Origin of the sequence: Streptomyces zaomyceticus, from assembly GCF_014656215.1 — a bacterium.
Classification (GTDB): Bacteria; Actinomycetota; Actinomycetes; order Streptomycetales; family Streptomycetaceae; genus Streptomyces; species Streptomyces zaomyceticus.
The window spans coordinates 72,802-97,253 of sequence record NZ_BNBZ01000002.1 but is presented as its reverse complement, the minus strand read 5'-3'; the positions used below and the strand labels follow the sequence as shown (position 1 = coordinate 97,253).

At 73.2% G+C, this 24,452-nt stretch carries 18 protein-coding genes and 1 tRNA gene; 15 read left to right on the top strand and 4 right to left on the bottom strand.

Annotated features, from left to right (window positions below; all coding sequences use genetic code 11):
- Positions 1 to 176: 176 nt before the first annotated feature.
- From IE311_RS03450 to IE311_RS03390, 13 genes are all read left to right on the top strand, one after another.
- Complete coding sequence (locus tag IE311_RS03450) at positions 177 to 1,331, top strand: DUF6421 family protein (protein WP_229901687.1); 1,155 nt, start codon at positions 177 to 179, stop codon at positions 1,329 to 1,331.
- Positions 1,324 to 2,451 carry a branched-chain amino acid aminotransferase gene (locus IE311_RS03445; protein ID WP_189830021.1) on the top strand — a complete coding sequence of 376 codons (1,128 nt, stop codon included), beginning with the start codon at positions 1,324 to 1,326 and terminating at the stop codon, positions 2,449 to 2,451. The genes IE311_RS03450 and IE311_RS03445 overlap by 8 nt, the downstream gene beginning before the upstream one ends.
- Positions 2,448 to 3,032: a type 2 periplasmic-binding domain-containing protein gene (locus IE311_RS03440; protein WP_189830020.1), complete on the top strand. Its 585-nt coding sequence runs from the start codon at positions 2,448 to 2,450 to the stop codon at positions 3,030 to 3,032. Before IE311_RS03445 ends, IE311_RS03440 begins: the two co-directional genes overlap by 4 nt.
- The gene (locus IE311_RS03435) at positions 3,032 to 4,288 is read left to right on the top strand and encodes an MFS transporter (RefSeq protein WP_189830019.1); all 1,257 of its coding nucleotides are present in this window, start codon (positions 3,032 to 3,034) and stop codon (positions 4,286 to 4,288) included. Before IE311_RS03440 ends, IE311_RS03435 begins: the two co-directional genes overlap by 1 nt.
- Positions 4,273 to 5,433: a GNAT family N-acetyltransferase gene (locus IE311_RS03430; protein ID WP_189830018.1), complete on the top strand. Its 1,161-nt coding sequence runs from the start codon at positions 4,273 to 4,275 to the stop codon at positions 5,431 to 5,433. Before IE311_RS03435 ends, IE311_RS03430 begins: the two co-directional genes overlap by 16 nt.
- Positions 5,427 to 6,665, top strand: coding sequence for an ATP-grasp domain-containing protein (locus IE311_RS03425; protein WP_189830017.1), 1,239 nt, complete (start codon positions 5,427 to 5,429; stop codon positions 6,663 to 6,665). Before IE311_RS03430 ends, IE311_RS03425 begins: the two co-directional genes overlap by 7 nt.
- Entirely contained in the window at positions 6,662 to 7,750 is a 1,089-nt protein-coding gene (locus tag IE311_RS03420; protein ID WP_189830016.1) for an aminotransferase class IV, read from the top strand. The genes IE311_RS03425 and IE311_RS03420 overlap by 4 nt, the downstream gene beginning before the upstream one ends.
- A gap of 81 nt (positions 7,751 to 7,831) precedes the next feature.
- The gene (locus tag IE311_RS03415; RefSeq protein ID WP_189830015.1) at positions 7,832 to 8,125 is read left to right on the top strand and encodes a ferredoxin family protein; all 294 of its coding nucleotides are present in this window, start codon (positions 7,832 to 7,834) and stop codon (positions 8,123 to 8,125) included.
- A gap of 22 nt (positions 8,126 to 8,147) precedes the next feature.
- A complete protein-coding gene (locus tag IE311_RS03410; RefSeq protein ID WP_189830014.1) occupies positions 8,148 to 9,695 on the top strand; it encodes a coproporphyrinogen-III oxidase family protein in 1,548 nt (515 codons plus the stop codon).
- Positions 9,696 to 9,702: 7 nt separating this feature from the next.
- Entirely contained in the window at positions 9,703 to 9,984 is a 282-nt protein-coding gene (locus tag IE311_RS03405) for an acyl carrier protein (RefSeq protein WP_189830013.1), read from the top strand.
- A gap of 1 nt (position 9,985) precedes the next feature.
- On the top strand, positions 9,986 to 10,621 hold the full coding sequence (locus tag IE311_RS03400; RefSeq protein WP_308439794.1) for an RBBP9/YdeN family alpha/beta hydrolase: 636 nt from the start codon (positions 9,986 to 9,988) through the stop codon (positions 10,619 to 10,621).
- Positions 10,618 to 12,189, top strand: coding sequence for an amino acid adenylation domain-containing protein (locus tag IE311_RS03395; protein ID WP_189830012.1), 1,572 nt, complete (start codon positions 10,618 to 10,620; stop codon positions 12,187 to 12,189). Before IE311_RS03400 ends, IE311_RS03395 begins: the two co-directional genes overlap by 4 nt.
- A gap of 14 nt (positions 12,190 to 12,203) precedes the next feature.
- Entirely contained in the window at positions 12,204 to 13,577 is a 1,374-nt protein-coding gene (locus IE311_RS03390) for a S8 family serine peptidase (protein ID WP_189830011.1), read from the top strand.
- Positions 13,578 to 13,796: 219 nt separating this feature from the next.
- Here the strand turns inward: IE311_RS03390 and IE311_RS03385 are convergent, their stop codons facing one another.
- Positions 13,797 to 14,882, bottom strand: a complete 1,086-nt coding sequence (locus tag IE311_RS03385) for a branched-chain amino acid aminotransferase (protein ID WP_189830010.1) — start codon at positions 14,880 to 14,882, stop codon at positions 13,797 to 13,799.
- A gap of 115 nt (positions 14,883 to 14,997) precedes the next feature.
- Between IE311_RS03385 and acpS the strand changes: the two genes are divergently transcribed.
- A complete protein-coding gene (gene acpS, locus IE311_RS03380) occupies positions 14,998 to 15,495 on the top strand; it encodes a holo-ACP synthase (protein ID WP_229901686.1) in 498 nt (165 codons plus the stop codon).
- A 111-nt stretch (positions 15,496 to 15,606) separates the two neighbouring features.
- Here acpS and IE311_RS03375 read toward each other — a convergent pair whose 3' ends face one another.
- The 3 genes from IE311_RS03375 to IE311_RS03365 all read right to left on the bottom strand — a co-directional run bounded on the left by IE311_RS03375 (position 15,607) and on the right by IE311_RS03365 (position 23,062).
- Positions 15,607 to 20,472, bottom strand: coding sequence for a hypothetical protein (locus IE311_RS03375; RefSeq protein ID WP_189830009.1), 4,866 nt, complete (start codon positions 20,470 to 20,472; stop codon positions 15,607 to 15,609).
- Positions 20,473 to 20,659: 187 nt separating this feature from the next.
- Positions 20,660 to 22,987 carry a hypothetical protein gene (locus tag IE311_RS03370; protein WP_189830008.1) on the bottom strand — a complete coding sequence of 776 codons (2,328 nt, stop codon included), beginning with the start codon at positions 22,985 to 22,987 and terminating at the stop codon, positions 20,660 to 20,662.
- Positions 22,988 to 22,990: 3 nt separating this feature from the next.
- Positions 22,991 to 23,062, bottom strand: a tRNA-Pro gene (locus IE311_RS03365).
- Between the two features lie 233 nt (positions 23,063 to 23,295).
- Here IE311_RS03365 and IE311_RS03360 point away from each other — a divergent pair.
- Positions 23,296 to 24,321, top strand: coding sequence for a LacI family DNA-binding transcriptional regulator (locus IE311_RS03360; RefSeq protein ID WP_189830007.1), 1,026 nt, complete (start codon positions 23,296 to 23,298; stop codon positions 24,319 to 24,321).
- The last annotated feature ends 131 nt before the right edge of the window (positions 24,322 to 24,452 follow it).

Here is a 24,452-nt window from a genome sequence, read left to right as displayed (position 1 = left end):
TTCGAACATCCATTGTTTCCTGTCGAGTTGGAGTGTTAGCGTCCCTGGCGACCGACCGAGCTGTGACGTAGGTGTGACGAGCGGGGCCCCGCGGCCCCGTTGATGGGGCCATTGCTGTGGGGGGTGGAGTGGGTCCGCGTACCGTTGCCGAGCTACTGGATTTCGAACGTCGGGTCGTGCCCGCCGTGAACCGTCTCCGCGAGGTGCGGAGCGGCGAGAGGGAGGGTGATCCGCTCGCCGCCCTCGCCGAGGTCCGCGCGACCGTGGAGGGGCTCTCCGGTCTACTGCCGGAGCGTCAGATATCGGCCACTCTTGCCGACTTGGACGACTGGGCGAAGCTGGGGTGCGAAGGCGTTCCCGACTTCGACGCCACCCGGGACACGGTGCCCGCGCCGGCGGACGGCGAGGCCGCCGCGTACATAGGCCCGGTGATCCTCCCCAACAGCGACCGTCACGAGATACACATCGAGGCGTTCTCGGTGGTCCGGCAGGACCCCGACTGCACGCCGTACCTCCAGGACGTCTATCCGCACCCGAAGGCCGTCTTCCAGTCGACCCGGCTGCTGTCCGCCTCGCGGGGGCTGCGGGAGGGCAACTGCGTGGTGTTCTTCCCCGAGAACATCCCGGCGGCGAGCAGGTGCACCCACCAGAACTTCGCCTGGTTCTTCTTCAACAGGCACGTGGACATCTACGCCCAGACCCTCGCGATCACCGAGCGCCTGTGCGGCCCCGGCTCCCCGTTCGCCGGTGACAGCGGCCTCGTCTCCCCCGGGATCGACCCCGAGGACGTGTACCAGGCGCGATGTGTCTGGGGCTATATGCACGACTACTTCCACCACACCGGCCCCCGGCCGCTCGACCAGCACCTGGCGCTGAAGACGAAGTGGCGTCCCGGGCTCCTGGAGGAGCTCAAGGTCGACATGAAGTCGGCCATCGCCTGCTTCGAGGAGGAAGTGCCGTTCGGCCCCGTCGTCTTCGAGTACATCCTGCTCGAACGGCTCTTCCGCTACCCGGCGCAGCCCGAGCCGCTGCGGAACTTCGACTCCGGGACGGGGTTCGCGCTCGGCACGTGGCTGGCCGCGCACGGGCTGTTCACGGACGACGGCCGCGGCCGGCGCGCTCTCGGTTCCAAGGCGGAGATCGTGGAGTGCGTCCGCGAACTCGTCCGGCGCATCGAGGAGATCGAGACGGTCGAGGACGACGACGCCTACCGTACGGGCGCCGTGGACTTCCTCTACGGGACGCTCCTGCGGCGCCCCGAGAGCAAGCCCGACCGGTACGGCGGCCCGCTGGCACCGATCGGTCTGTGGGGTTCCGAGGTCCATGTCTGAGACAGCGCCGCCCGAACGGCCCGCACCGTCCGATCTGGACCGGATCCTGCGGGACCCCGGCTTCTGCCGTCACTCCACCGGCCGTGTCGCCGTCGTGGAGTGGGAGGCCGGGAGCGGCTGGTCCGCGCCGCGGCTGGAGCCGTACGCCACACTGCCGACGGACCCCGCGACCCTGGGGCTCCACTACGGGCAGGCCGTCTTCGAGGGGATGAAGGCCTTCCGGGGCGCGGACGGGTCGGTCTCCCTGTTCCGGGCGGCCGACCACGGGCGTCGCCTCGGCCTCTCGGCCGCGCGGCTCGCGATGGCCGAGATGCCCACCGAGCTGTTCGTCCGGGCCTGCGTCGAGCTGGTCGCCGCGGACGAGCACTGGGTGCCCGGCGGCTACGGGCAGAGTCTGTACATCCGGCCGCTGCTGCTCGCCACGGAGGCCGAGATGGGCCTGCGGCCCTCGCGCAGTTACCGGTGCGTCTTCCTCGCCTACCCCGCCGACCCCTGTTTCGGTTCCGAGTTCCGTCCGCTCGCGGTCACCACCGCCACGGAGACGGTGCGCGCGGTACGGGGCGGCACGGGCGAGGCGAAGTGCGCGGGGAACTACGCGGCGAGCCTGCTGACCCGGACCGAGGCCCAGGCCGCCGGGTACGACGAGGCCCTCTGGCTCGACGGCGTCGAACGCCGCTGGGTCGAGGAGCTCAGCACCATGAACGTGTTCTTCGTGTGGCACGGCGAGGACGGGCCCCGGCTGACCACACCGCCGTGCGACGGGACGATCGTCCGGGGCATCACCCGCGACTCCCTCCTCGCCCTGGCCGAGGGCCTCGGTCTGCCGGCCGCGGAGGAGCCCACCGCGATCGACGCCGTCCGGGACGGGGTCCGCTCGGGCGCCCTGGCCGAGATGTTCGCGTGCGGGACGGCCGGCGCGGTCGTGGCCGTGGGCCGGCTCGGAACCGCGGGCGGCGACCTGGTCGTCGGGGACGGCAAGGAGGGCCCGGTGACCGAACGGCTCCGCGGCGCCCTCCTGGACGTCCAGCACGCACGTACACCTGACACGCACGGCTGGCTGCTGCCGGTCACCGGCGCAGCCGGAGCGGTCGCGATCGAGGGCGAGGGACGACAGGCATGAGCGAGAGCACGGCGCTGAAGACCGACCGTGACGGGGCGCTGTCGGGAGTCACCAGAATCCACACCCTCGGCCCCTCCGGCACCAATCTGGAGAAGGCCGCGCACCACTGGTTCGCCGAGCGCGGGGTCGCCGGCACCGTCCTGCTGCACTCCGAGGTGGAGGACGGGCTCGACGTCATGGGCTTCGACGGCAGCGAGGCCATCCTGGCGTGCGCCGTCTATCCCCGGCTGCACGACCTCGTCTTCGGCAACCTGCACCGTCTCGAAATGGTCGACAGCTTCATCCTGGACACCCACGACATGGTGCTCGCGGGCCGGTCGGACGACACCGTCGTCCGGACGATCGTCTCCCATCCCGCCCCGAGCTGCCTGGTGGCCGACCGGGGGACCCTCACCCTCGCCAGCAGCAACTCGCGGGCCGCCGCCCTCTGCGCGGCCGGGGAGTTCGACGCCTGTGTGACCACGGGCCGCGCGGCGCAGGCCGAGGGGCTGCGGGTCCTGGAGAACTTCGGGCCGGTCCCGATGGTGTTCACCCTGCACGTGGGCAAGCCCGTCGCCGGTTCCACCACCGGGACGGTGTGATGGGCAGGACCGCACGGGAGACGTCGTCACCGGCCGGGCGGGGCAGGCTTCCGGCCGCGTTCCGGGCGCTGATGGTGAGCGAGGCGGTGTCCTCGGCCGGATCCCAGCTGACCCTGGTCGCGCTGCCCGTCCTCGCCGCCGCCGACCTGGGGGCGTCTCCTTCGCAGATCGCCCTGCTGAGCGGCGCGCAGTTCGTACCCGTCCTTCTCGTCACCCCGTTCGCGGGCAGACTGGCGGACCTGCGGGACCGGGCGCCGCTCCTCTACGCGTCCCATTTCGCGCGGGCCGTCGTCCTGCTCCTGGTGGTGGCGCTGGCCGCGGCGGCGTGGCTGAACTACGCGACGCTGTTCGCGGCGGCGGTGCTGCTCGGCGCGTTCACCGCGCTGTTCGACACGGCGCTGCTCGCGTACGTCCCGGACACCGTCGAGACCGAGGACCTGACCCGCGGCAACGGTCAACTGGCGGCGGTCAACGCGGTCTCGGGGACCGCCGGGCCGGCCATCGGCGGTCTGGTCGTCTCCGGCCTCGGGCCGGGGCTCGCGCTCGCCCTGGACTCCGTCTCCTATCTGTTCGGCGGGGCCGCGCTGCGGGCCCGGCCGAAGCCCTCGCGGAACCGGGCCACCCGGGAGAACGCCTCCATCCGCGCCGGGTTCACGGCCGTGGCGGCGTCCGATCCGCTGCGTCGGCTGGTGGCGGCCGGTTCGCTGTTCAATCTGGCCGAACAGGTCGCGCTGAGCGTGCTCTTCATCGCCGTGGTGCAGGAGGCCGACCACTCGGTCGCGTTCCTCGGCTTCGGCTTCAGCGCGGCCGGGATCGGCAGTGTGATCGGTGCCCGGGCCACGGCCCGGTACGGCGCCGGGGACGGCGCCCGGTCCTGGGTGTGGGCCCTGCTCGTCTCCCAGGCCGCGCTGCTCGCGGCGCTCTGGTCGCTGGGCTTCGGCGTCCTGGGTGCGGTGGCCTTCCTGGCGAGCATGCTCGTGTACGGCGCGGCCATGGCCTTCTACAACGTGCACTCCCTGACGCGACGTCAACTGGTCTCGCCCGAGGGGATGCTGGGCCGGGTGAACGCCGTCTACCGGACGTTCGCCTTCGGAACCATTCCGATCGGCGCCGGCGCCGCCGCCCTGCTGCTCCTGTTCACCTCGGCCCCGGTGGCGGCGACGCTCGTCGCGGTGCTGAGCGTCGTCGCCACATGGGTGCTGGCCAGGGGGACGTACACGACCGAGAGGCAGGACGAGGCATGGACGGCACGCTGACACCCTTCGTGGTGGGAGAGCGGTCGCGGCTCGACCCCACCGGCACCGACGCGTCGTCGTGGCTCGACGAGGGCGGGTTCTACTCGTCCCGGCGCTGGACGGTCTCCCAGGAGGGCGACCGGGGCTTCGACACGGCCTATCTGGTCGGCCGGGACGAAGCGAGCGGGGCGACCGGGGGGCTCGTGCCCTTCCACACCGCTTCCGGCGGTGACAGCAATCCGCTCTACAACGAGACCACCCTGCTCGGGTACACCCCGGACGTGCAGGTCCTGGCGGGTTCGCGCACCGGGTACGACAACCGGCTGCTGCTCAGCCCCGGCCTGTCCGGCGCGGACCGCGGCCGGCTCCTCACCGCCCTCTGCGAGCGCCTCCTGGAGCGGGCGGAGGAGCGGGGTGCCGGGCACGTCTCCTGGTGGTACCTGCCGGAGGACGAGGCCGAGGCGCTGGCCGCGCTGCCCGGCTTCGCCACCGTCGCCACCCCCTGTCTGCCGACGGCGGTGGTCCGGCCGCGCGGCGCGAGCCTCGACGAGCACGTGGCGGCGCTGCCCTCCTCACGGCGTTCGCTGGTGCGCCGTGATCTGAAGCGGCTCGCCGGCGGCGGCTACCGCTCGCGGAGCGTGGTCGCCGACCCCTCGGACCTGGAGCGGTACGCGCCGCTCGTCGTCCAGGTGCAGGCCCGGCACGGCGAGGAGCTGAGCGAGGAGGGCGCGGTGCGCTATCTGCGCCGCTGTCTGAGCATCGGCGGCGGCGAGGGCGCGGCCGCCGACGACGTGGTGATCACCGAGGTGCTCGACGGGCGGGACCGCCCGGCCGCCTTCGCCCTCGGGATCGTGCACGGCGGCACGCTGCACATGCGGGTCTTCGGCTGCGACTACGCCGGCGGGCACGGTTCCTCCGGCGAGTACTTCGAGGCCACGGTCTACGGTCCGCTCCGGCTCGCCCTGGAGCGGGGTCTGGACACCGTCCACCTCGGTGTCACCTCGTACCGGGCGAAATCGTTGCGTGGCGCCGAACTCCACGCCCGCCGCACCCTGTTCATGTCCCGATCCGACCGGCGTCCGCCCGTTCCCGCTCCCGACTGGGGTTTCCTCGGGGACGACGAACGGTTCCTGGCCGGAGCGTCGTCGGAGGTCCTGCCGTGCTGATCGTCGTCCAACCGCTGTCGGCGGGGGTCCGGCTCGCCGCCCGAGTGGTGGAGTCCGGGGTGCCCTGTCTGATCCCCACCCAGTTCCCCGAGCTGCTGCCGCCGGAGGTCCTGGCGGGCGCGACCGTCGTCGACTGGCATCCCGACCGGGGCGTGCCGGAGCTGCTCCGTCTCGTCGAGGAGTCCGGTGTCCGGCCGACCGGTGTCGTCGCGGGCTTCGAGTACGTGGTGCCGGAGAGCGCGGAGCTCGCCAGGGCGCTCGGTCTTCCGGCGCTCGGCGCGGACGCGGCCGAGGCGGTGCGGCAGAAGGACGTGATGCGCCGGTGGTGTGCCGAGCGGGGTGTCGCCTTTCCCCGCTCGGTGCTCGTGGAGCCGGGGCCCGCGGCTCCGTGTCCGCTGCCGTTCCCGGTCGTGGTGAAGCCCGTCGACTGCGGCGGGAGCCTGATGGTGAGCCTCTGCCGTGACGAGGAGGAGTACGCGCGCGCCTGCGCGACCGTGCACGGCCCCGGCGAGGTGAAGTTCCATCCGAACCCGCGCCGGGCGGCCCTGGTGGAGGAGTACGTGGAGGGGCCGGAGTTCTCCCTGGACGGCTGGGTGGACGTCGACGGCCCCCGTCTCGCGAGCGTCACCACCAAGTTCCTCTCGGCGGAGCCCGACTTCTTCGAGATGGGCCATATCGCCACCGCGCCGGCCGAGTCGCCGCACGGGGTGCTCCTGGAGGAGTTCGCCCGGCGGGTCGTGAAGGCCTTCGAGCTGTCGGTGGGGCCCTTCCACATCGAGACCCGCGTCGACCGGGACCGGGGGCCGGTGCTGATCGAGGTCGGCGCCCGGCTCGCCGGCGACAACATCCCCGAACTCGTGCTCGCCGGGCCCGGAGTGGACCTGTGCGCCGCGGCGGCCGACGCCGCCCGGGGGATGCGGCACGAGCCGGGGCCGCTGTCCCCGGTGAGCGCGGGCCTCGCGTTCGTCACCACCGACCGGCCCGGACCGTTCGCCGGGACGCTGAGCGGTGCCGAGCCGTTCACCGGAGCCGCCGAGTTCCGCGAGTTCGTCCCGGAGGCGGAGCCGGGCACGGTTCTCGACCCGGGCGACATCTTCAGCAACAGGGTCGCCCGTATCCACTTCGAGGGAACCCTCGACCGCGTCGAGCGTCTGGTCGCCTCGGTCATCGCAGACGTAGAGGTCGACATCGAGGATGTCGACCTCGAGGACAAGGAAGGTGTCCGCGCATGAGCAACGAACTGGTGGTCACACCCACCGCCACCCCCCGACCGCGGCCGGAGGCGGACGGGTCGACCGTGCCGGTCCTCACCGATCACGCCTTCTTCATGCGGACGGGCAAGCGCCGTACCTGGCAGGGGCTGACCGTGGCCGACCGGGACACGATCCCGGCGCTGAGGCCCACCGCGGCCGCCGTCCTCGGCGGCCAGACCGTCGTGGACGCGTTCACGGCGTACCGCATGGCGGACGGCACGGTCGGCGTGTTCCGTCCCGACAGCCACATCAAGCGGCTCAACAACGGCGCCCGCCGTATGGCGCTGCCGCAGGTCGACTTCGACCGGGTGTGGACCTCCGTCCGCGCCCTGGTCGAGCTCGACCGGGAGTGGCTCCCCGAGGAGGCCGGTTCCGCGCTGCATCTGCGCGCGGTGCTCGCCGCCGACGGCAGGGGGCTCGCCCCCTCCCCCGCCGACGACTGCCTCTTCTATGTCCTCGCCGCGGTGGCGGACCCGGCCGGGTCCGCCGGGAAGCCGGTCCGCGCGATGACCCTCGACGGCTATGTACGGGCCTGGCCCGGCGGCACCGGCGACATCAACGACGCCGGCTCCCTGGCGGCGGGCGTGGTCCCGGGCGAGGTCGCCGCCAACTACGGCTACGACCACGTGCTGTGGCTCGACGGGCCGCAGGGCCGCTTCGTGCAGCAGATCGGGAATCTCAACGCCTTCTTCGTCGTCGACGGGGTCCTGACCACTCCGGCGCTGGACCGTTCGGTCCTTCCCGGTGTGACCCGTGACTCCGTCGTCAAGCTGGCGCGGGACTCCGGGACGCGGGTCGTGGAGCGGCCGGTGGAGCTGGCGGAGGTCCTCAAGGGCATCGCCGACGGCACCGTCACCGAGTGCTTCGCCACCGGCACCGAGGCGGGCGTGGTGCCGGTGACCGCGCTCGGCCACCAGGGCGAGGAGTACCGGCTCGCCGGCGAGGAGGCCGGTCCCGTGACCGCGCGCTTCCGCGACCTGCTCGACGGCATCCACCGGGGCGAGGCGGTCGACCGCTTCGGCTGGATGCGCCGGCTGACCGAGGTCGCGCCGGTCCACGCGTGAGGGCGTCACACCCCTTGTGACACGAGCCGCGGCGGGCACGTCGCAACCGCCGGGAAAACAGAGCGCGGAGGTACCGAGAACATGGCGTACGTCGTCACCGACGAGTGCATCGGCTGCAAGTACACGGACTGTGTGGACGTCTGTCCCGTGGCCTGTTTCCACGAGGGCCCCGAGATGCTCTACATCAACCCCGAGGAATGCATCGACTGCAACGCGTGCGTCGCCGAGTGCCCGCCCGAGGCCATCTGGGCGGACGTCGACCTGCCGGAGGAGAAGCTCCAGTGGATCGAGATCAATGGAGAGATGAGCGCCAAGTACCCGGTCCTCCACGAGAGCCGGGGTCCCCACGGGGAGCCCTCCAGCCAGTCTTCCTGATCAGAGAGCGGGATCCGAGGCCATGACGACCCAAGTCGAGAACCCCTTCATGCTCGGGCTCGACTCGAACTTCTATCTGAAGGACGAGTTCGAGAGCCCCGAGAAGCGCACCAACGTCACCTGGTTCTACCCCAAGATCTGCGCCTTCCAGGACGCCCTCGACGACGAGGCGCAGAAGGCGGAGTACTTCTCCTTCCTGGACCGGCAGTCGCACCCGGAGCAGACCGACATCCTGCTCTACTTCCACATCCCGTTCTGCGAAGCGTTCTGCAACTTCTGCGCGTGCTTCAAGGAGTCCGCGGCGAAGTACCAGGGCGAGCGGCAGAAGCGGTTCGTGCAGGCGATGGTGAAGGAGATCGAGCGGAACGCGCGCTCGAAGTACTTCCGGGGAACGAAGATCAAGTACGTCCAGTTCGGCGGCGGTACGCCCTCCGCGCTCGAACAGGACTCCATGGCGACCATCCTGGAGGCCGTGCACCGCGAGTTCGACCTCAGCGAGGTCGACGGCATCTCCCTGGAGGGCAGCCCGCTCGGGCTCTCCAAGGACGGCTACATCGAGATGCTGAAGTCGCTCGGCATCACCCGTATCTCCTTCGGCGTGCAGACGCTCGACCCGGAGATCCGCAAGAAGCTCACCATCAAGGCCACCGTCGAGCAGGTCCACCAGACGGCCGAGAACATCCGCAAGGCCGGCATCCGCACCTTCGCGCTCGACCTGATGTACAACCTGCCGGGGCAGGACGACGAGGTCCTCGCCAAGGACCTCCAGGGCATCTGTGCCGAGCTGCGTCCCAGCTTCGTGCAGACCTACCGCTTCAACCAGTGGGAGGGCACCCGGCTCGACCAGCAGATCCGCGCCGGCAAGGTCGCCGACGTCAAGCCGTCGGGCGCCATCGAGCGCGAGCAGTACCGGCAGATCAAGGACGGGCTCGCGGCGTACGGCTACGACAAGCAGCTGCTGATCAACTTCTTCACCCGGCTCGACGACCCGGGCGAGATCGGTCTCAACCACGCCTGCGGCGGCAACGGTTACCGCGCCAGCTACACACTCGGCATCGGTCCGGCCGCCGAGAACTACATGGGCGAGCGCAGCTACCGCAACCACACCGACGTCGAGCGGTGGATGCGCGAGGTCGAGGCCGGGATCATCCCGATCGAGCAGGGCCGCATCTGCAGCGAGGACGAGGTCGAGAACCGCGTCATGGTCTTCTTCCCGGTCTTCGGCACCGTGAAGAAGGCGGACGTGGCCAACCTGGAGAAGTACCGCCGGGAGATCGACTGGCTGGTCGAGGGCGGCTACGCCGTGGAGACCGACGAGGAGGTCACCCTCACCGAGGTCGGCCGGGAGAACGCCGGGAACATCGCCTTCCTCTTCTACTCCGACGAGGAGAAGGCTCGTGCCCGCCGCACCATGTACCTGTCGCTGAAGAACAAGCGCAACCCGTTCCACCAGGACGCGCAGAACATCCCGCGCACCCCGCTCTTCCTGCAGACCCGCCCGAAGACGGCGGAAGAGGTCACGGCCGCGAAGCCGCAGGACGAGGGTGCCGCGGCGCCCGAGAGGAGCTGAACCGAGGGTGAGCGACCGCAAGACCCGGGCGGACATCGAGGACGACCTCCGCAAGGTCATCGCCGAGATCTTCCCGCACCAGCGGGTCGAGCTCTCATCCGGGACCCCGCTGTTCAACGGCGGGCTCTCGCTGAACTCGACCCAGATGATCGAACTGACCCTGGCCTTCGAGACGTTCTACGACATCGAGCTCGAACCCGAGCTGCTGACCGTCGAGAACTTCGCGACCCTGGGTTCGCTGTCCGAGCTGCTCGAGGAGCTCCTGGACGACGAGGTGTCCCCTGTCTGAGATCTCCACGACGGGGCCGGACGCGGGAGCGGGGCCCGTCCGGCCCCGCTCCCGGGCGGACCTGCGGATCGTCCTGATCCACGGGAACGCCGGCGCGAGCGTCGAGGGCATCTGGTTCCCGTACCTCAGACGGGAGTTGGAGGCCCTCGGCCACCGGGTGGTGGCCGAGACCTTTCCGGACCCGATCAAGGGCCGGATGCGGTTCTGGCTGCCCTACCTCACGGATGTCGTCCGGCCCGACGAGAACACGGTGATCGTCGGCCACTCCTCCGGCGCGCTCGCCGCGTTCCGGTACGCGGAGACGGCGCCGCTGCTCGGTACCTTCGCCGTGGCCGGACACCACACCGACTGCGGCTTCGAACTGGAGCGCCGCAGCGGGTTCTTCGACCGGCCGTGGGACTGGGACGCCATCCGGGCCAACCAGCGCTTCATCGCACAGTTCCACTCCAAGGACGACCCCTGGGTCCCCTTCGAGATCGCCGAGGAACTGCACGAACTGACGGGCAGCGACTTCACGGCGATGGACGGCATGGGCCACTTCGGTTCGTACGAGCAGCAGATGGAGACGTTCCCCGAGCTGCTCGACGCGATCCGGCGGCGGCTCGAATCCCCTCTCACCTGGCAGGAGGACGGATGAACGCGTACCCGGAGGGGGGTGTGCCGACGCTCGCCGACCTGATCCTGGAACGCCGCCGCGAGAGCGACGTCACGGCCGTGGTGGCGCTCGACACCGGCGAGGTGGTCTCCTACCGGACCCTCGCCCGCCGGACGCAGGCGCTGGCCGACCTGCTGGCCGGACTCGGCGTCGGCCGGGGCTCCACGGTCGCGATGGTGATGGACAAGTCCGTCGCCTCGGTGACGGTGATGTGGGCGGCGCTGCGGCTCGGAGCCCGGTACGTGCCGGTGGACGAGTCGCTGCCCGCCGCCCGGGTCGCCGTGCTGCTCGGGCTGTGCGGTCCCACCGTCACCGTGGTCGAGCCCGGTCACCGGGGGCTGCTCGACGGCGCGCCGGCCGGCCGCGTGGTCACCGTCGGGGACGCTCCCGGGGACGGCGGGTGGAATCCGGCGGCCGAGAGCGAGGTACGTCCCGCGGACCCGGCGGACCGGAGCCCCGACGACCCCGCGTACGTGGTCTTCACCTCGGGATCGACCGGCTCGCCCAAGGGCGTCGTGATCAGCCACCGTGCCCTGTGCGCCCTGCTCGAAGGGGTGCAGAAGGTGGTCGGCTTCGAGGACGGCATGCGTTTCCTGAACGTGGCGCCGCTCTTCTTCGACGCCTCGGTCGTCGACCTCTGGTCGACCTTCCTGGTCGGCGGCAGCGTCCATCTGCTCCCCCGGCTGCGGATGGCCACCCAGATCACCCGGGCCGTCGAGGAGTGGCGGATCACCGACACACTGCTCATCCCCTCGGTGATCCGTATGCTGGTCGGCCGTTTCAGCGACGCCGGCCGGCGCGACCTGAGCTCCCTGCGGCGCCTCTGGTTCGGCGGCGAGGCGTGCCCGGTGCCGGTGCTGCGGGCCTTCGCCGCCTTCGCTCCGGGACTCACGTACGTCCACGGGTACGGGCCGACCGAGACCACCCACAGCGCGACGCTCTACCTGACCGACGACATCGCCGGGTACACGGAGGAGTTCCTGCCGATCGGCGGCCCGCTGCCGCACGTCGACCTCCTCGTCGTCGACGACGAGCTCCGGCCGGTCGCGAACGGCGCGACCGGGGAGCTGCTGATCGGCGGCCCGCAGGTGATGGTGGGCTACTGCGGCGAACCCGGACTCACCGCCCGGGCGGTGGTGGAGCTGCCGGGGCCCGACGGCGGCCGCTACTACCGTTCCGGCGACTACGTCCGGCGCCGGGACGACGGCGCGCTGGTGTTCCTCGGCCGCCGTGACGACGCCCTCAAGATCAACGGGAATCTGGTCCATCTGTCCGAGGTGGAGGCGGCCACCCTCGCCGTGGCCTGGGTGACGGACTGCTGCGCGGTGCCCGCCGAGCACCCCCTGACGGGCCGGGCCATCACCCTCTTCGTCCTGGGCCGGGGGGACGCTTCCGGTTCCGGTGAGACCGAGCTGCGGCGGGAGCTGGCGCTCCGGCTGCCGGACTACATGCTCCCGGCCCGGATCGACTTCCTGGCCGACGAGGACGTGAACCTGACACCGTCCGGCAAACTCGACCGGCACCGCCTGCGGGCACTCGCGAACAGCTGAAGGGAAGACTCCGCATGGTGGAGGAGGAGTTCGCCCGCTTCGAGCGGCGCGGCGTCGTCACCGTCGTCCCCCGCTCGGCCACCGGGCGACAGCTGGGGGACGAGCCGGCCCAGTTGTCGCGCGTGCCGGTGGAGGAGTTCCTGCCCGCCCCGGGCGTCGTCGACCGCCTGGCCGACGCGTTCACCCGCGAGGGGCTGGACGTCGAGGCGCGGACGGGCGTCGGCCTCACCGTCGCCGGGGACAACGCACGGATCGCGGAGGTCTTCGGCAGCCCCGTGGTCCCGGTGCGCAACAAGTACATCCGGGGATCCGTCCGCCATGAACTCACCGCCCCGCGCGAGCTGCGGTCACGGCTGCACCCCGAACTGATCGCCGAGATACGGGTCCCCCGGTCGGGCTTCGAGCTGACCGTCGACGCCGCCCCGCCGCTGCCCCGTACCGACCGCTGTCTGCGTCTGCCCGAGGACGCCGTGCGGGTCGCGGGCGCGGAGTCGCTCCACGCCGCCGGGATCCGGGGGGACGGGGTGCGGGTGGTCATGGTCGACACCGGACTGTACGCGCATCCGCATCACCGGGCGCACGGGTACACGACCTCCGTGGTACCCGCCGTCACCGGCCTCGACCCGGCCGCCGACGAGCGCGGGCACGGCACCGCGATGTCGGCGTTGCTCCTGGCTGTCGCCCCCCGGGCGGAGCTCACGATGGTCAAGATGGCGAACGAGGCGTTCTCCTTCCCGCTCGCCGCGTTCCAGCGGGCGGTGAGCCTCGAACCGGACGTCGTCTCGTGCAGCTGGGGCACCCTGCGGGAGGAGCCGCAGCTGCACCTGGAGGTCGCCGACGCGGTCCGGCGGGGCATCACCGTCCTGTTCGCCGCCGGCAACGGTTCCACCGATCGGCCCAGTGCCATGTTCCAGTCGGTGGCCACCCCGGGCGCTTTGACGGTCGGCGGCGTCCATGTCGGGCCGGACGGGCGGCGGCGCGCCTCCGACCTGGCGTCGAGCTACCGCTCGGCGGTCTTCCCCGGCCGGAGCGTCCCCGATCTGTCCGGGCCCTGCGGCATGCTGCCGAACGGTGACTACATCGTCTTCCCGACCCAGCCGGGCTGTCTCTTCGACCGGCGGAACAGCGCCTACGACGGGACGGCACCGGACGACGGCTGGCTGGTCTCCAGCGGGACGTCGGGTGCGACCGCGTACGCCGCCGGAGTGGTGGCGCTCGCCGTCCAGCGGGGTGTGGGCAGGGGCCGTGCCCTGCGCGCCGAGGATCTGGCGGACGCCTGCCTCCCGGTCACGGAGGGAGCCACGTCCACCGGCGACGAGTGCGGGGATGTGTGCCCGAACGGGGCGGTGGGTCTCGGCCTGCTGACGGCGGGGCCGCACGGGCCCTGAGGACGGGCCCCGCGGGCGGGCGCTGCGGGCGGGCGCTGCGGGCGGGCGCTGCGGGCGGGCGCTGCGGGCAGTCACCGAAGGCGCGGGCACCGCGGGCGGGCACTGTGGGCGAGGTGCCCGCGGGGCCCTCGGCGCGGGCGGCCCGCTCAGGCCTGCCCCGTCCTCCTGGGCCGCGCACGCTCCTTCGGCGGGCGCGGCCCCCGGTGCTCCGCCGTCGGATCAGACGAGGCGCCGCATCCAGCCGTGGGGGTCCTCCGCCCGGCCGAACTGGATGTCCACCAGGCGGCGGCGCAGGCGCATCGTCACCGAGTCGTCGGCGCCGGTGTCCGGGGCCACGACCTCGCCGTCGGTCCAGACGAGCCGGCCGACGGGCGTCACCACCGCACCGGTGCCGCAGGCGAAGACCTCGCGGATCGCGCCGCTCCGCGCGCCCTCCTGCCACTCGGTGATCTCGACGGCCCGTTCCTCCACGTCGAGCCCCATCTCCTTGGCGAGGGCGAGGATGGACGCGCGCGTGACCCCTTCCAGGATCGTGCCGAGCTCCGGGGTGACGAGACGGCCGTCGTCCGTGACGAAGTAGAGGTTCATGCCGCCGAGTTCCTCGACGTAGCGGCCCTCGGCGGCGTCCAGGAAGCAGACCTGGTCGCAGCCGTGCTCGCCGGCCTCCAGCATCGGCGCCAGGCTGGCCGCGTAGTTGCCGCCGCACTTGGCCGCGCCGGTCCCGCCGCGCCCGGCCCGGGTGTAGTCGGTGGAGAGCCAGATCGAGACCGGCTTCACGCCGCCGGAGAAGTACGGGCCGACCGGCGAGGCGATGACCATGTACGTGACCTCGGCGGCGGGCCGCACACCGAGGAAGGGCTCGGAGGCGAACATGAACGGCCGCAGGTAGAGGCTCTGTTCCCCGCCGGTGGGCACCCACACCCGGTCGGCCCGGACGAGTTCGGTGACCGAGTCGAGGAAGGCCGGCAGCGGGAGCTCGGGAAGGGCAAGCCGCCGGGCGGAGCGCACGAACCGCTCGCCGTTGGACTCCGGACGGAACGTCCAGACCGATCCGTCCGCGTGCCGGTAGGCCTTCATCCCCTCGAAGATCTCCTGCGCGTAGTGCAGGACCGCCGCCGCCGGGTGCATGGGGATCGGTGCGAACGGGACGACGGCGGCATCGCCCCATCCGCCGTCCGCCGTCCACACCGCGCGCGCCATGTGATCGGTGAAGTACTGGCCGAACCCCGGGTCGGCGAGGATCTCGGCGCGCCGCTCGGGGCTCGCGGGAGCGGGGTTGGACTGAAGCGTGAACCGCAGACTCATCGCGGGGACCCTCTCGGTCGGCGCTCGAATACGGCGCGCGCGTGCTCCATCATGGGTGACGGCACGGCACCTTATCGGCCGATCGCTCGACGGAGCAAGAGAGTTGGATCTTGGCATGATGATCGGTTCGGTGGACGGCGGACAGTCCGTCGAAAGGGTTTGCGAGGGATCGGGGGCGGACGACCGGGTCATCGCCGAGGCCGCCGCCTCCGCGGCGCACGGACTGGTCGGCAGACGGGTGCTGCGCGTGGGCACGGACCTGGTGGAGGTGGACGAGATGCGGGCCGTTCTCGATCGTCAACCACGCTTCGCCGCGCGGGTGTTCACCCCGGGAGAGCGTGCCTGGTGCGACATTCCCGCCGACTCCGCCGAGCGGTACGCCGTTCGCTTCGCCGCCAAGGAGGCGGTGCTCAAGGCACTGGGCGTGGGACTCAGCGGCTCGGTCCTCACCGAGATCGAGGTGGTGCGCGCCGCGTCGGGATGCCCGTCCCTCCGGCTGACGGGCCGCGCCGCCGCCCTGGCCGAGGAGGCGGGGGTGCGGTCGTGGCTGATCACCCTCACCCACACCCGGACTCTGGCCCACGCCTTCGTCGCCGCACTCCACGACGACTGACCGCGGATCCCCTGCGGGGTCCTCCGGGTACGTACGATCTCCGGGTACGTACGGACGACCTCCGGGTGCGGACGCGCTGTCGGCACCGCGCCCGGAGGCCGTCCCTCCTCGTCAGGCGCCCTGCCCCCGCTCCCGCTCCCACGCGTCGGCGAACATCTCGTGCAGGGGAGCCGTCGGCTGCAGGCGTACGAACGGGGAACGCACCTGGTTGCCGTACATCGGGCGCACCTGGTGGCTCGCCAGCTTCGCCTTCTCCAGGGGCAGGTGCGGGGACTTCAGTTCGGTCCAGTCGCCGGGCAGGAACAGGGTCCGGCCCGCCCGGGCCCGCTTGGCCTCGACGACCGCGCCGGTGGCGAGGAGCTCCGCCCGGACCTCGGCGTGCCGCTTGGTCGTCCAGCCGTTCCACCTGCGTACGTTCCGGTCGGTGGGCGCGGCGAGCGTCGCGAGCTGGAGGTACAGGGCGGCCGCGTCCGTCCCTGCGCCGAGCTCCGCCGCCGCACGGGCGACCAGTTCGGGGCAGGACCGCCGGGGATCGGCCTCGTACGCGCCGTCCGGTACGGCTCCCGATCCCGCCCGCCGCATCATGCGGTCGAGTCCGCCTCCGACGAGCAGCGGTGCCAGCCGGTCCAGTTCCTCCGCGAGGTCGGTCGTCCCGCGGACCCGGCGCCACACCTCGGGGTCGGCGACCTCGGCCGGCCGCAGGAAGGAGTCGCCGCCGGGCGCGCACACCACGAGGGGGCCGGAGTCGTACGCCGTCATGGCCGGCATCTCGCCCTCCTCCTGACGGCGGTCCAGGGACACCGGCAGGGTCGCGGGCCCGAAGCGCTCGGCGATCCGCGCCGAGGTGTCCCGGACCCGCCCGCCGGGCAGCTCGACGAGGAGCTCCGGACGGGACAGTTCGGCCCGCAGCCGCTCGTACAGCGCCGTCGCGCCGCTCACCGCCGGGTCACCGACGGGCCGGTCGGTGCACGCCCAGACCAGCGCGCTCGCGATCTGCTCGATCGCGAGGCCGACGGGGGTCCCGTAGGGCAGCTCGGGTCCCGCCGGCGGCAGCGCCCGCACCTCCACGCCCAGGCCGTACCGGGGTGCCGCGAGGTCCCAGCCGACCGCCGGGACGGTCGTGTCCTCGGCGGCCCCGTAGCCGCCCGCGAGGCGCCGGGCCCACACCTCGGAGAGGCCGAGGTCGGCCTCCAGGGCGTCGGCCGCCTCGTCGTGCACGGCGGGCAGCCCGCCGATCCGCTCCCGCCACTCGTCCGCCATCCGCTCCACGGCCGCCTCGATCCCGCCGGGCCGCCACAGCTCGGCCGGGTCCCCGGGCAGCGCGGCGGCCAGAACGGCCCTCCGGCCTTCGCCGCCGAGCCGTGCGCCGAGCTCCTCGTACGCCTCGGCCGTCATCGGGCTCGCCCGGTACGGTGCCTTGCGGACGAGGGAGCGCTGCGCCTCCTGGTCGAAACGGCCGACCAGACCGGCGAGCACGAGCCGGGCCACGGGGAGTCGGACGCCCGTCCGTTCGGCGAAGCGCACGGCGGCCGACTCCGGCACCGTGAGGGGGCCGTGCTCGACGATCGCCGCCAGGAGGGCGCGCAGACGGGCCGAGTCGTCCCGCTCGACCTCCACCTGCCGGGCCTCGGGAACGGCCCGCGGGACGGGGTCTCCGTCCCTCTCCCCGGCGGCGGGCGCCACGAACCATCGGGCCCTGCCACCGTCCCACACCGCGGCGGACGCCACGGGCGTACCGCTCTCCCGCAGCCCGTCCAGGATCGCGGGGTCGGAGGTGCGGCCCGTCCACCACCGGCTGCCCGGGCGGGCGAAGGGCTGGTCGGCCCAGGTCTCCAGGAGCGCGAGGAGCGCGGCCCGCTCCGGATCGGGAGTCGGCGCCACCGCGGCCCGCCAGGCGACCGCGTCGATCGCGCCGAGCAGCTGCGACCAGTCGTGCGGCGCGGCGGGCGGGGAGAGCCGCCGCACCTCCTCGACGATCGTGCCCGCCAGGCAGGCGCCGTCGGCGGCGAGCGCGCTCAGCGTCGCGGGCTGGGCGCCGTCCGGGGTGCGGCGCCAGGGGTCGCTCTCCCCGTCCACGACGAGGCCGAACAGGGCGGGCATCAGTTCCGTGTCGGGCACGGCGCGGCTCGGGAGGACCGGCGGCGCCTCGGAGAGCAGGCCGACGCGCCGGTGCAGGGCGCGTCGGCGCTCCTCCACGCGGGCGGCCCGCTCGGTCACCGCCACGACGGCGTCGACGAGCACCCGGTCGGTGACGTCCGGCAGCTCTCGTGCGACAGCGGCGCGCAGCGCCTCCCCGCCGTCGAGGGCGGCGGCCAGGAGCTTGTCCGCCGTGTGCCGTTCCACGGAGCGCAGCGCCTTGGAGCCGGCCGCGTCCCTGGTTCGCAGCAGGTACCAGAAGGCGGGCGGCAGGGCTACGCCCCGGGACACCGTGACCCGCCGTTCCGGCTTCGCCCAGTGGTGCCGGGGCGAGTGGTGCCCGTCCAGCTCCCACAGCAGGACGCCGTCGGCGGCGTAGGCGCGCACGCCGGTCGGGGTCCTGGCCTCGGCGAGGACGACGTCCTCGACGGCGCCCTCGGGCGGCGCCCAGAGGCCCCAGGGCTCCTGCCCCGGCCGGTCGATCTCGAAGCGGGCGGTGCGCCCGTCGATGCTCTCCACGAGGTAGTGGTCGGGAGCGTTGTCGCGGTACCGGGTGCGGAACAGGATCCGGGTCCCGACGAGCCCGTCCCGGCTGCCGAGCGGGGAGTCGGTCGTTCCCGCGGGAAGCGGTGCCAGCTGAAGGGCATCGCGGGCGAGGGTCAGGTCGGCCTCGGCCGGTCGCGCGGACGGATCGGGGCTCGCGGCGCGGCCGGGGAAGTCCGGCAGCGGCGCGGCGCCGGTGCGAACGCCGGTGACCGGGTCCACCTCCTCCCATCCCCGCCCGTAGACGGCGTTGGTCCAGATGCGCGAGCCGTCGCCGAGCTGGAGTTCCTCCCGGTCGATCCCCTCCCTGTCGCCCGGACGCGTCACGCGGAGACCCGCGTGGCGTCCTCCGCCGTCGGCGGTCTCGAACTGGAAGCCGTAGGCCCCGTCCAGACTGCCGCCGAAGGGCACCAGACCGCCGTCGTCCTCCGGGGTGAACACCTCGTCGGGCCGGTCGGCCCAGAAGGCCGTGTCGCAGTGGTACGGGTTCGGCTTGAGGGTCCAGCTCACCAGGAAGGAGCCGCCGACGTAGTGGACGGCGAACATCGTCGCGTCCTGCGGCACCGTGAAGCCGCAGGAGCCGCGCACCCCGTCGGGGGCGACGGCGACGGCCCGGTCGCGCCCGAACACCGTGAGCATTGGCCAGGTGGAGGTCACACCGGCCACTCCGGGGAGCCCGGCCGCACCGACCGACGCGGCCGCTCCGGTCGCCGCCGCGTCCTCGGCCGTCGTGACCGTGTCCTTCCGCGTCTGCCGTGCGGTGCCGTCCGCCGTCGCGCCGTGCCCGGCGGGGGCGTCTGCCGCCGCGCTCACGGCGCCCGTCGCGAACTCCTCGTACACCGCCTCCAGCGCGGGCCAGGCCAGTTCCTCGGGCAGACCGGCCGCCAGCGAGCGCCGCAGCGCGCCTCCGGCGGATGCGTCCGCGAGGGCGTCGCCGATGCCGCCGAGTGCGGTGACCGTGGGCCGGTCGAGGAGGGTCTCCAGCTCGGCGACGGCCTCCTCGGCTCCCGCCATGCCGCCGCCCCCGACGGTGTCGACGAGCTTGCCGACCCGCCCGGCCACCTCCTGGGCGATGCCGTCGTTGCCCGGGAGCAGCGTCACGGCCGAACCCGCCTTCCGTCCGGGCGCGCCGTACCAGTTCGGCATCATCCCGGCGTGCACGGTTCCTTCGAGACGGGGTCCGAACACCGGGTCGGCGGCGAGCGCGGCGAGGTCCCGCCGGGACTTCTCGCCCCAGAAACGCATCCGGATCTCGGGGCCCGGGTCGACCACCGCGACCCCGGCCGCCAGACAGGCGTCGAGGACGTCCGCGTCGAAGCCCTTGTAGTGGTGACGTGTGGTGTGCGCGGTCACGGGCTCGCCCGCCGCCCGCAGCCGCGGTCCCAGTCGGCCCACCAGGTCGAGGAACTCCGGCGGCAGTTGCTGTCGGCCCACTCCGCCGCGGGGCTGTTGCGCGTACTGGTACATGTGCGTGAAGTGACCGACCCAGTGGTGCAGTCCGCCCTCCGGGACGACCCGTCCGGCCTCCATCGCCTCCGTCGCGCCGCAGCCGATCAGCACCCGCAGCCAGGCCCCGCCGTCGGTGACGCTCTCGGGGAAGACCTCGACGAGCCCGGCCGCGATCTCCTCCGTCGGCGGATGGGCCGTCAGGAGCGGTTCGGCGGCGATGAGCAGGGCGTCCGGCACCGACTTCTTCCGGGTGGCCGAGACGACGGCGGCCACCACTCGGGCGATCTCGGCGTCGCCGTGTCCCGCGGCCTTGGCGGAGGCCCGCACCCGGCGCACCAGGTCCGCGGGCAGGTCCGCCTTCGAGCCCGCCCAGGCGGTCAGGAACGCTCCCAGGGCCGCGTACGCCTCGGCCGGTTCGAGGGTGTCGGCGAGCAGGCGCTGATGGGCCCCGAACTCCTTGGCCGGCATGGCCCCGCCCGCGGCGAACAGCAGCCCGTTCGCCCGGCGGTAGGCGGGATCCACCGGCAGCCCGTGCTCGGCCTCGGCCGCCCGCGCCGCCACGTACGCCCGGCCGCCCGGCCGGCTCCCGTAACCGATCAGCCGGTGGCCGACGGTGTCCCAGAACCACGGCAGGTGCGCCGCCGGGAGCTGCCGTGCCCGCCACGCCATCGCGTCGACGAACGCGCCGGGCTTGGTCCAGGACCGGTTGAGTTCGTCCCCCATGGCGTCGGTCAGGTCGCGCGCCGCCGCGGCGGCGTCCGGGTCATGGGCGGCGACCCAGTCCGCGTACGTGGTCGAGACGTGCGTCCGACCGGTGACGGGCAACAGGGCTTCGAGCGAGGCGATCATGTCCAGGATCGTCGCACGCGGCACTGACACCGCCCGAACCGGCGGGAATTCACCGCCGCCCCGCTCCGAACGGAAGCGCGGCCGCTCCGACGGAAGCCCCGGGTACGGCTGTGGCGGAAGTCCCGAGCCGCTCCGGCGGAGCCCGGGACGCTCACGCCGGAGCCCGGGCCGCTCCCGCCGGAGAAGGTCACCGCCGGAGAGGCGTCACCGCCGGCCCGGCGCACAGCCAGTGGTCGCCCGTCGTGGTCCAGCCGGTCAGCCTGCGGGCCCGGCCGGAGTCCGCCGTACCGTCGGCGGCGAAGGACCCCCCGTCGACGACCAGCCGCAGACCCGCGAGGGCGGGCGCCAGCCGCGCGGCCACCTGCGCGGGACGGTCCGCCACCTCGCCGCGCGTCCAGGACAGGACCCCGGCCACCTCCCCCGCTTCGCACAGGGACAGGTGGAACAGCATCTGCCGCCAGGCGTACGCCGCGTCCTTGACCGTGCCGAGCGGGCGCCGCTCGTGCTGCGCCCGCGCGGTCAGTCGGCACACCGTGACGAAGCACCGCCGGGCCAGGTCCGCCCAGCCGCGGTCGGGCGCGATGCCGACGCGGTGGACCAGGGTGGCGAGGTTGTGGGTCGTGAGGATCTGGGCCTGCTCGATCACCGTGCCGTTCTCCGCGACGCCGTAGGAATTGCGCGCACCGGCCCGCTCGTGGCACAGCGCGGCGAACTCGGGGGCGTCCCGGGCGGCCTTCCGTCCGGCCGCCCCGCGCCCGGTCCCGCCGTCGGCCGGGGCGCGGACGGCGGCGTAGTCGATGCCGTAGTACCGCTCGTACAGCGATCCGCCGCCGAGGAGCTCCCCGGCCACCGCCGCGGCGGCCTGGAACTTCGGGCTGAAGGTGCCCATGAAGATGTCCGCGGCCAGCTCCTCGACCAGCGGGGCGTCCAGTTCGGTCCGGCGGGCGAGCACGGCCAGTTCACGGACGAGCGGGTTGGGCAGCAGCGTGCCGGGGAAGCCGTCCACGGCGACCTCGGCGAGCCGGCGCAGCGTCGCGTGGGCGGAGGCACGCACGCGCGTGTCCGAGGCCTTCCGTCCCGACACCGCGCGGACCCACGGCAGTTCCTCGGGCCTGACCTGTCGTTCCAGGTCGAGCATCAGGAGGGAACGGCGGTTGCGGAACGCCCGGTAGTTCGCGGCGGCCAGGGTGCGCAGCGGCGCGTCCGGGTAGGCCTCGGCGGTCTCGGCGGCGACGAGCTGGGGCACCAGTTCGGCCATCACCTCGGCGGAGGGGACCACACCGAGCTCCACCAGCGTGCGGAGGGGCGCGCTCCGCGCCGCCTCGACCACCCGGCCGATCGCGGGGGGCACGACCGTGCCGGCGGGCAGGCCCGACCGCCGCTCCTCCGCCTCGGTCACCGGGGCGACGCAGGCGGCCGGGTCGATCGCGCCGGTCTCCTGCGGCAGGGCGGACAGCCGGTGGGCGACGAGGTGGGCGATGTCCCGGTGGGAGGGCAGGGCGGCCTGCGCCGCCTGGGCGCCGCGCACCGCCGTGTGCCGTGCCGAGCCGGGGAGCCCCCGCTTGCGGACCATGGAGGTGACGGCGTGCCGCAGCATCCCGAGCCGGCGCGCGTCCAGCGGGCGCCCGGCCGCGGTCTCCTCCAGGGCCCCGCGCAGGATCCCGGGATTGCCCTTGGGGTCGCGGTGACGACCGCACAGGGTGTGCTCCCGGGCCAGCAGCCGGTAGCGGGCGAGGAGGGCGGCGCCGCGCTCGTGCCACCCGCTGTCGGGTGCCCGGTCGAGGACCCGGTGGTCGGGGCCCGCCGTCTCCAGCCAGTGCCGGAGCAGTTCGTCCTCGAAGGGCCGCCAGACGGCCAGCGCCTCGCGCTGGGTCTCGACGGCGCCGTTCGGGCCGCGGCCGGCCAGGGTGGCTCCGGCCTCCGCGACCGTACGGCGGTGCACGGCGTCGGTGGCGGGCGCCGGAGAGGCGGTCGGGCGCGGGGTGAACCGCAGTGTCGCCGCGAACGGGGAGATCTCCCGGACGAGTTCCAGGGCCGCCTCGGACTCCCCGGCCCGTACGAGCCAGGCCACCGTGAGCAGCGCGGCCTCCTCGGGGAGGGTCACCTCGTAACAGGTGCTGTCGAGGAGGGCCCACAGCTCCGCCAGGCCCTGCTCGGTGAGGCAGTGGGCGAAGAGGGCTTCCCTGTCCTCCGGCACGCCCGCCTTCCGCGCCGCCTCCGCCTCGTACGGCAGCAGGGGGCCGCCGGCGCGGGCGGCGCCCGTGGCGAAGCCCCCGTGGAGCACTTCGAGGGTCACCCAGGCGGGCAGATCGCGTACCGGTGTGCGCGAGCCGACCTTCAGCGTGCCGGCGGCCATCCCGGTGAGCACGCGCCGCCAGCCGCCGGCCCGTGCCTCGGCACGCGCCCGCGTGGCGGGGTCCGTGTGGGTGAGCGCGGTGACGAAGGCACGGGCCAGCTGCCCCTCGGCGTAGGAGCCCGACACGATCGGTGGCTGCTTGTCAGCGTGTGTGTCCATAAGCCGACGTGGCGGGTTCCGCCCCCGCGCCCTCCGGGTCCCGAGCCCGGCGCTCTGCTGCTGAGCTACACGTCGTAGGGCCCCGACGGTAGTCAGCCAGCCGGAGGTGCGGCAACGGGTTTCCCGACGTCCTCGGCGGCCGGGCGAACGGTGCGAGGCCATTCCGGCTGGGAGCGCTCTCAGAGCATGGGGGCTACAGATATCCTGATCCACACAGGAACGCACACACCGCACACCGCACGCGCCGTGCACCGCTGCACCGCACACCCGACACCGCAGCCCACCCACACAGCCGAGGAGCGCCCGCCTTGCCCGAGCAGTCCACGGGGCCCCGCCCCACGCTGGAAGCCGTCGCCGCTCGCGCCGGCGTGTCCCGCGCCACGGCCTCCCGGGTCGTCAACGGTGGCGCGGGCGTGCGCCCTCCGCTGGTCGAGAAGGTGCGCAAGGCCGTCGACGAGCTCGGATACGTGCCGAACCACGCGGCCCGCACCCTGGTCACCCGGCGCAACGGCGCCGTGGCGGTGATCATCGCCGAGCCCGAGTTCCGGGTGTTCTCGGACCCGTTCTTCGAGCAGCAGGTACGGGGCATCAGCCGGGAGCTCACCGCGCACGACGCCCAGCTGGTGCTGCTGTGGGTCGAGGGGCCGGGCGACCACGACCGGATCGCCCGCTATCTGGGCGGCGGGCACGTCGACGGCGCGCTCGCCTTCTCGCTGCACAACGACGACGCGCTGCCGGCCGTCATCGACCGGACCCGTATCCCCGTGGTCTTCGGCGGCCGCCCCTCTCCCGGTACGAGTCCGGCCGTCCCCTTCGTCGACTGCGACAACCGCGGCGGCGCCCGGGAGGCCGTTCGCCACCTGGTGGACCTCGGCCGCCGGACCATCGCCCACATCTCCGGTCCCCAGGACCAGACGTCCGCGCTCGACCGGATCCACGGCTATCGCGACGTCCTCGTCGACGCCGACCCCGCCCTGCTGTGCCAGGGCGACTTCACAGAGGAGAGCGGCGCCCGCGCCATGGCGGAACTGCTCGACCGGCGTCCGGACGTCGACGGGGTGTTCGTCGCCAACGACCTGATGGCCTCGGGTGCGCTGCTGACCCTGCGGGAGCGTGGTGTGCGGGTGCCGGAGGACGTGGCGGTCGTCGGCTTCGACGACATGGACTCGGTGGTCCGCAGGACGTCCCCGTCCCTGACGACGGTGCACCAGGACATCGAGGGCATGGGCCGGCTGATGGTGAAGCTTCTGATGCGACTGCTCGAAGGGACCGGCCCGGAGATCCCGCCGTCGGTGATCACTCCGACGTCACTGGTGCGCCGCGACTCGGCCTGAGGCCGGAGCCCGGAGCCCGGAGCCCGATGCGGCAGGAGGATCACGAGGAACGGCGGGAGCACGCGGAACGGCGGGCCCGGGTGAGGAGGAACCCGGGCCCGCCGCCGTACCCCGAGGGAGTCCCCGAAGGG

Coding starts and splice junctions, on each gene's coding strand:
- IE311_RS03445 (WP_189830021.1), top strand. CDS start 1,324: ATGTCTGAGACAGCGCCGCCCGAACGGCCCGCACCGTCCGATCTGGAC.
- IE311_RS03440 (WP_189830020.1), top strand. CDS start 2,448: ATGAGCGAGAGCACGGCGCTGAAGACCGACCGTGACGGGGCGCTGTCG.
- IE311_RS03435 (WP_189830019.1), top strand. CDS start 3,032: ATGGGCAGGACCGCACGGGAGACGTCGTCACCGGCCGGGCGGGGCAGG.
- IE311_RS03430 (WP_189830018.1), top strand. CDS start 4,273: ATGGACGGCACGCTGACACCCTTCGTGGTGGGAGAGCGGTCGCGGCTC.
- IE311_RS03420 (WP_189830016.1), top strand. CDS start 6,662: ATGAGCAACGAACTGGTGGTCACACCCACCGCCACCCCCCGACCGCGG.
- IE311_RS03415 (WP_189830015.1), top strand. CDS start 7,832: ATGGCGTACGTCGTCACCGACGAGTGCATCGGCTGCAAGTACACGGAC.
- IE311_RS03410 (WP_189830014.1), top strand. CDS start 8,148: ATGACGACCCAAGTCGAGAACCCCTTCATGCTCGGGCTCGACTCGAAC.
- IE311_RS03395 (WP_189830012.1), top strand. CDS start 10,618: ATGAACGCGTACCCGGAGGGGGGTGTGCCGACGCTCGCCGACCTGATC.
- IE311_RS03390 (WP_189830011.1), top strand. CDS start 12,204: ATGGTGGAGGAGGAGTTCGCCCGCTTCGAGCGGCGCGGCGTCGTCACC.
- IE311_RS03385 (WP_189830010.1), bottom strand. CDS start 14,882: ATGAGTCTGCGGTTCACGCTTCAGTCCAACCCCGCTCCCGCGAGCCCC.
- acpS (WP_229901686.1), top strand. CDS start 14,998: ATGATGATCGGTTCGGTGGACGGCGGACAGTCCGTCGAAAGGGTTTGC.
- IE311_RS03375 (WP_189830009.1), bottom strand. CDS start 20,472: ATGATCGCCTCGCTCGAAGCCCTGTTGCCCGTCACCGGTCGGACGCAC.
- IE311_RS03370 (WP_189830008.1), bottom strand. CDS start 22,987: ATGGACACACACGCTGACAAGCAGCCACCGATCGTGTCGGGCTCCTAC.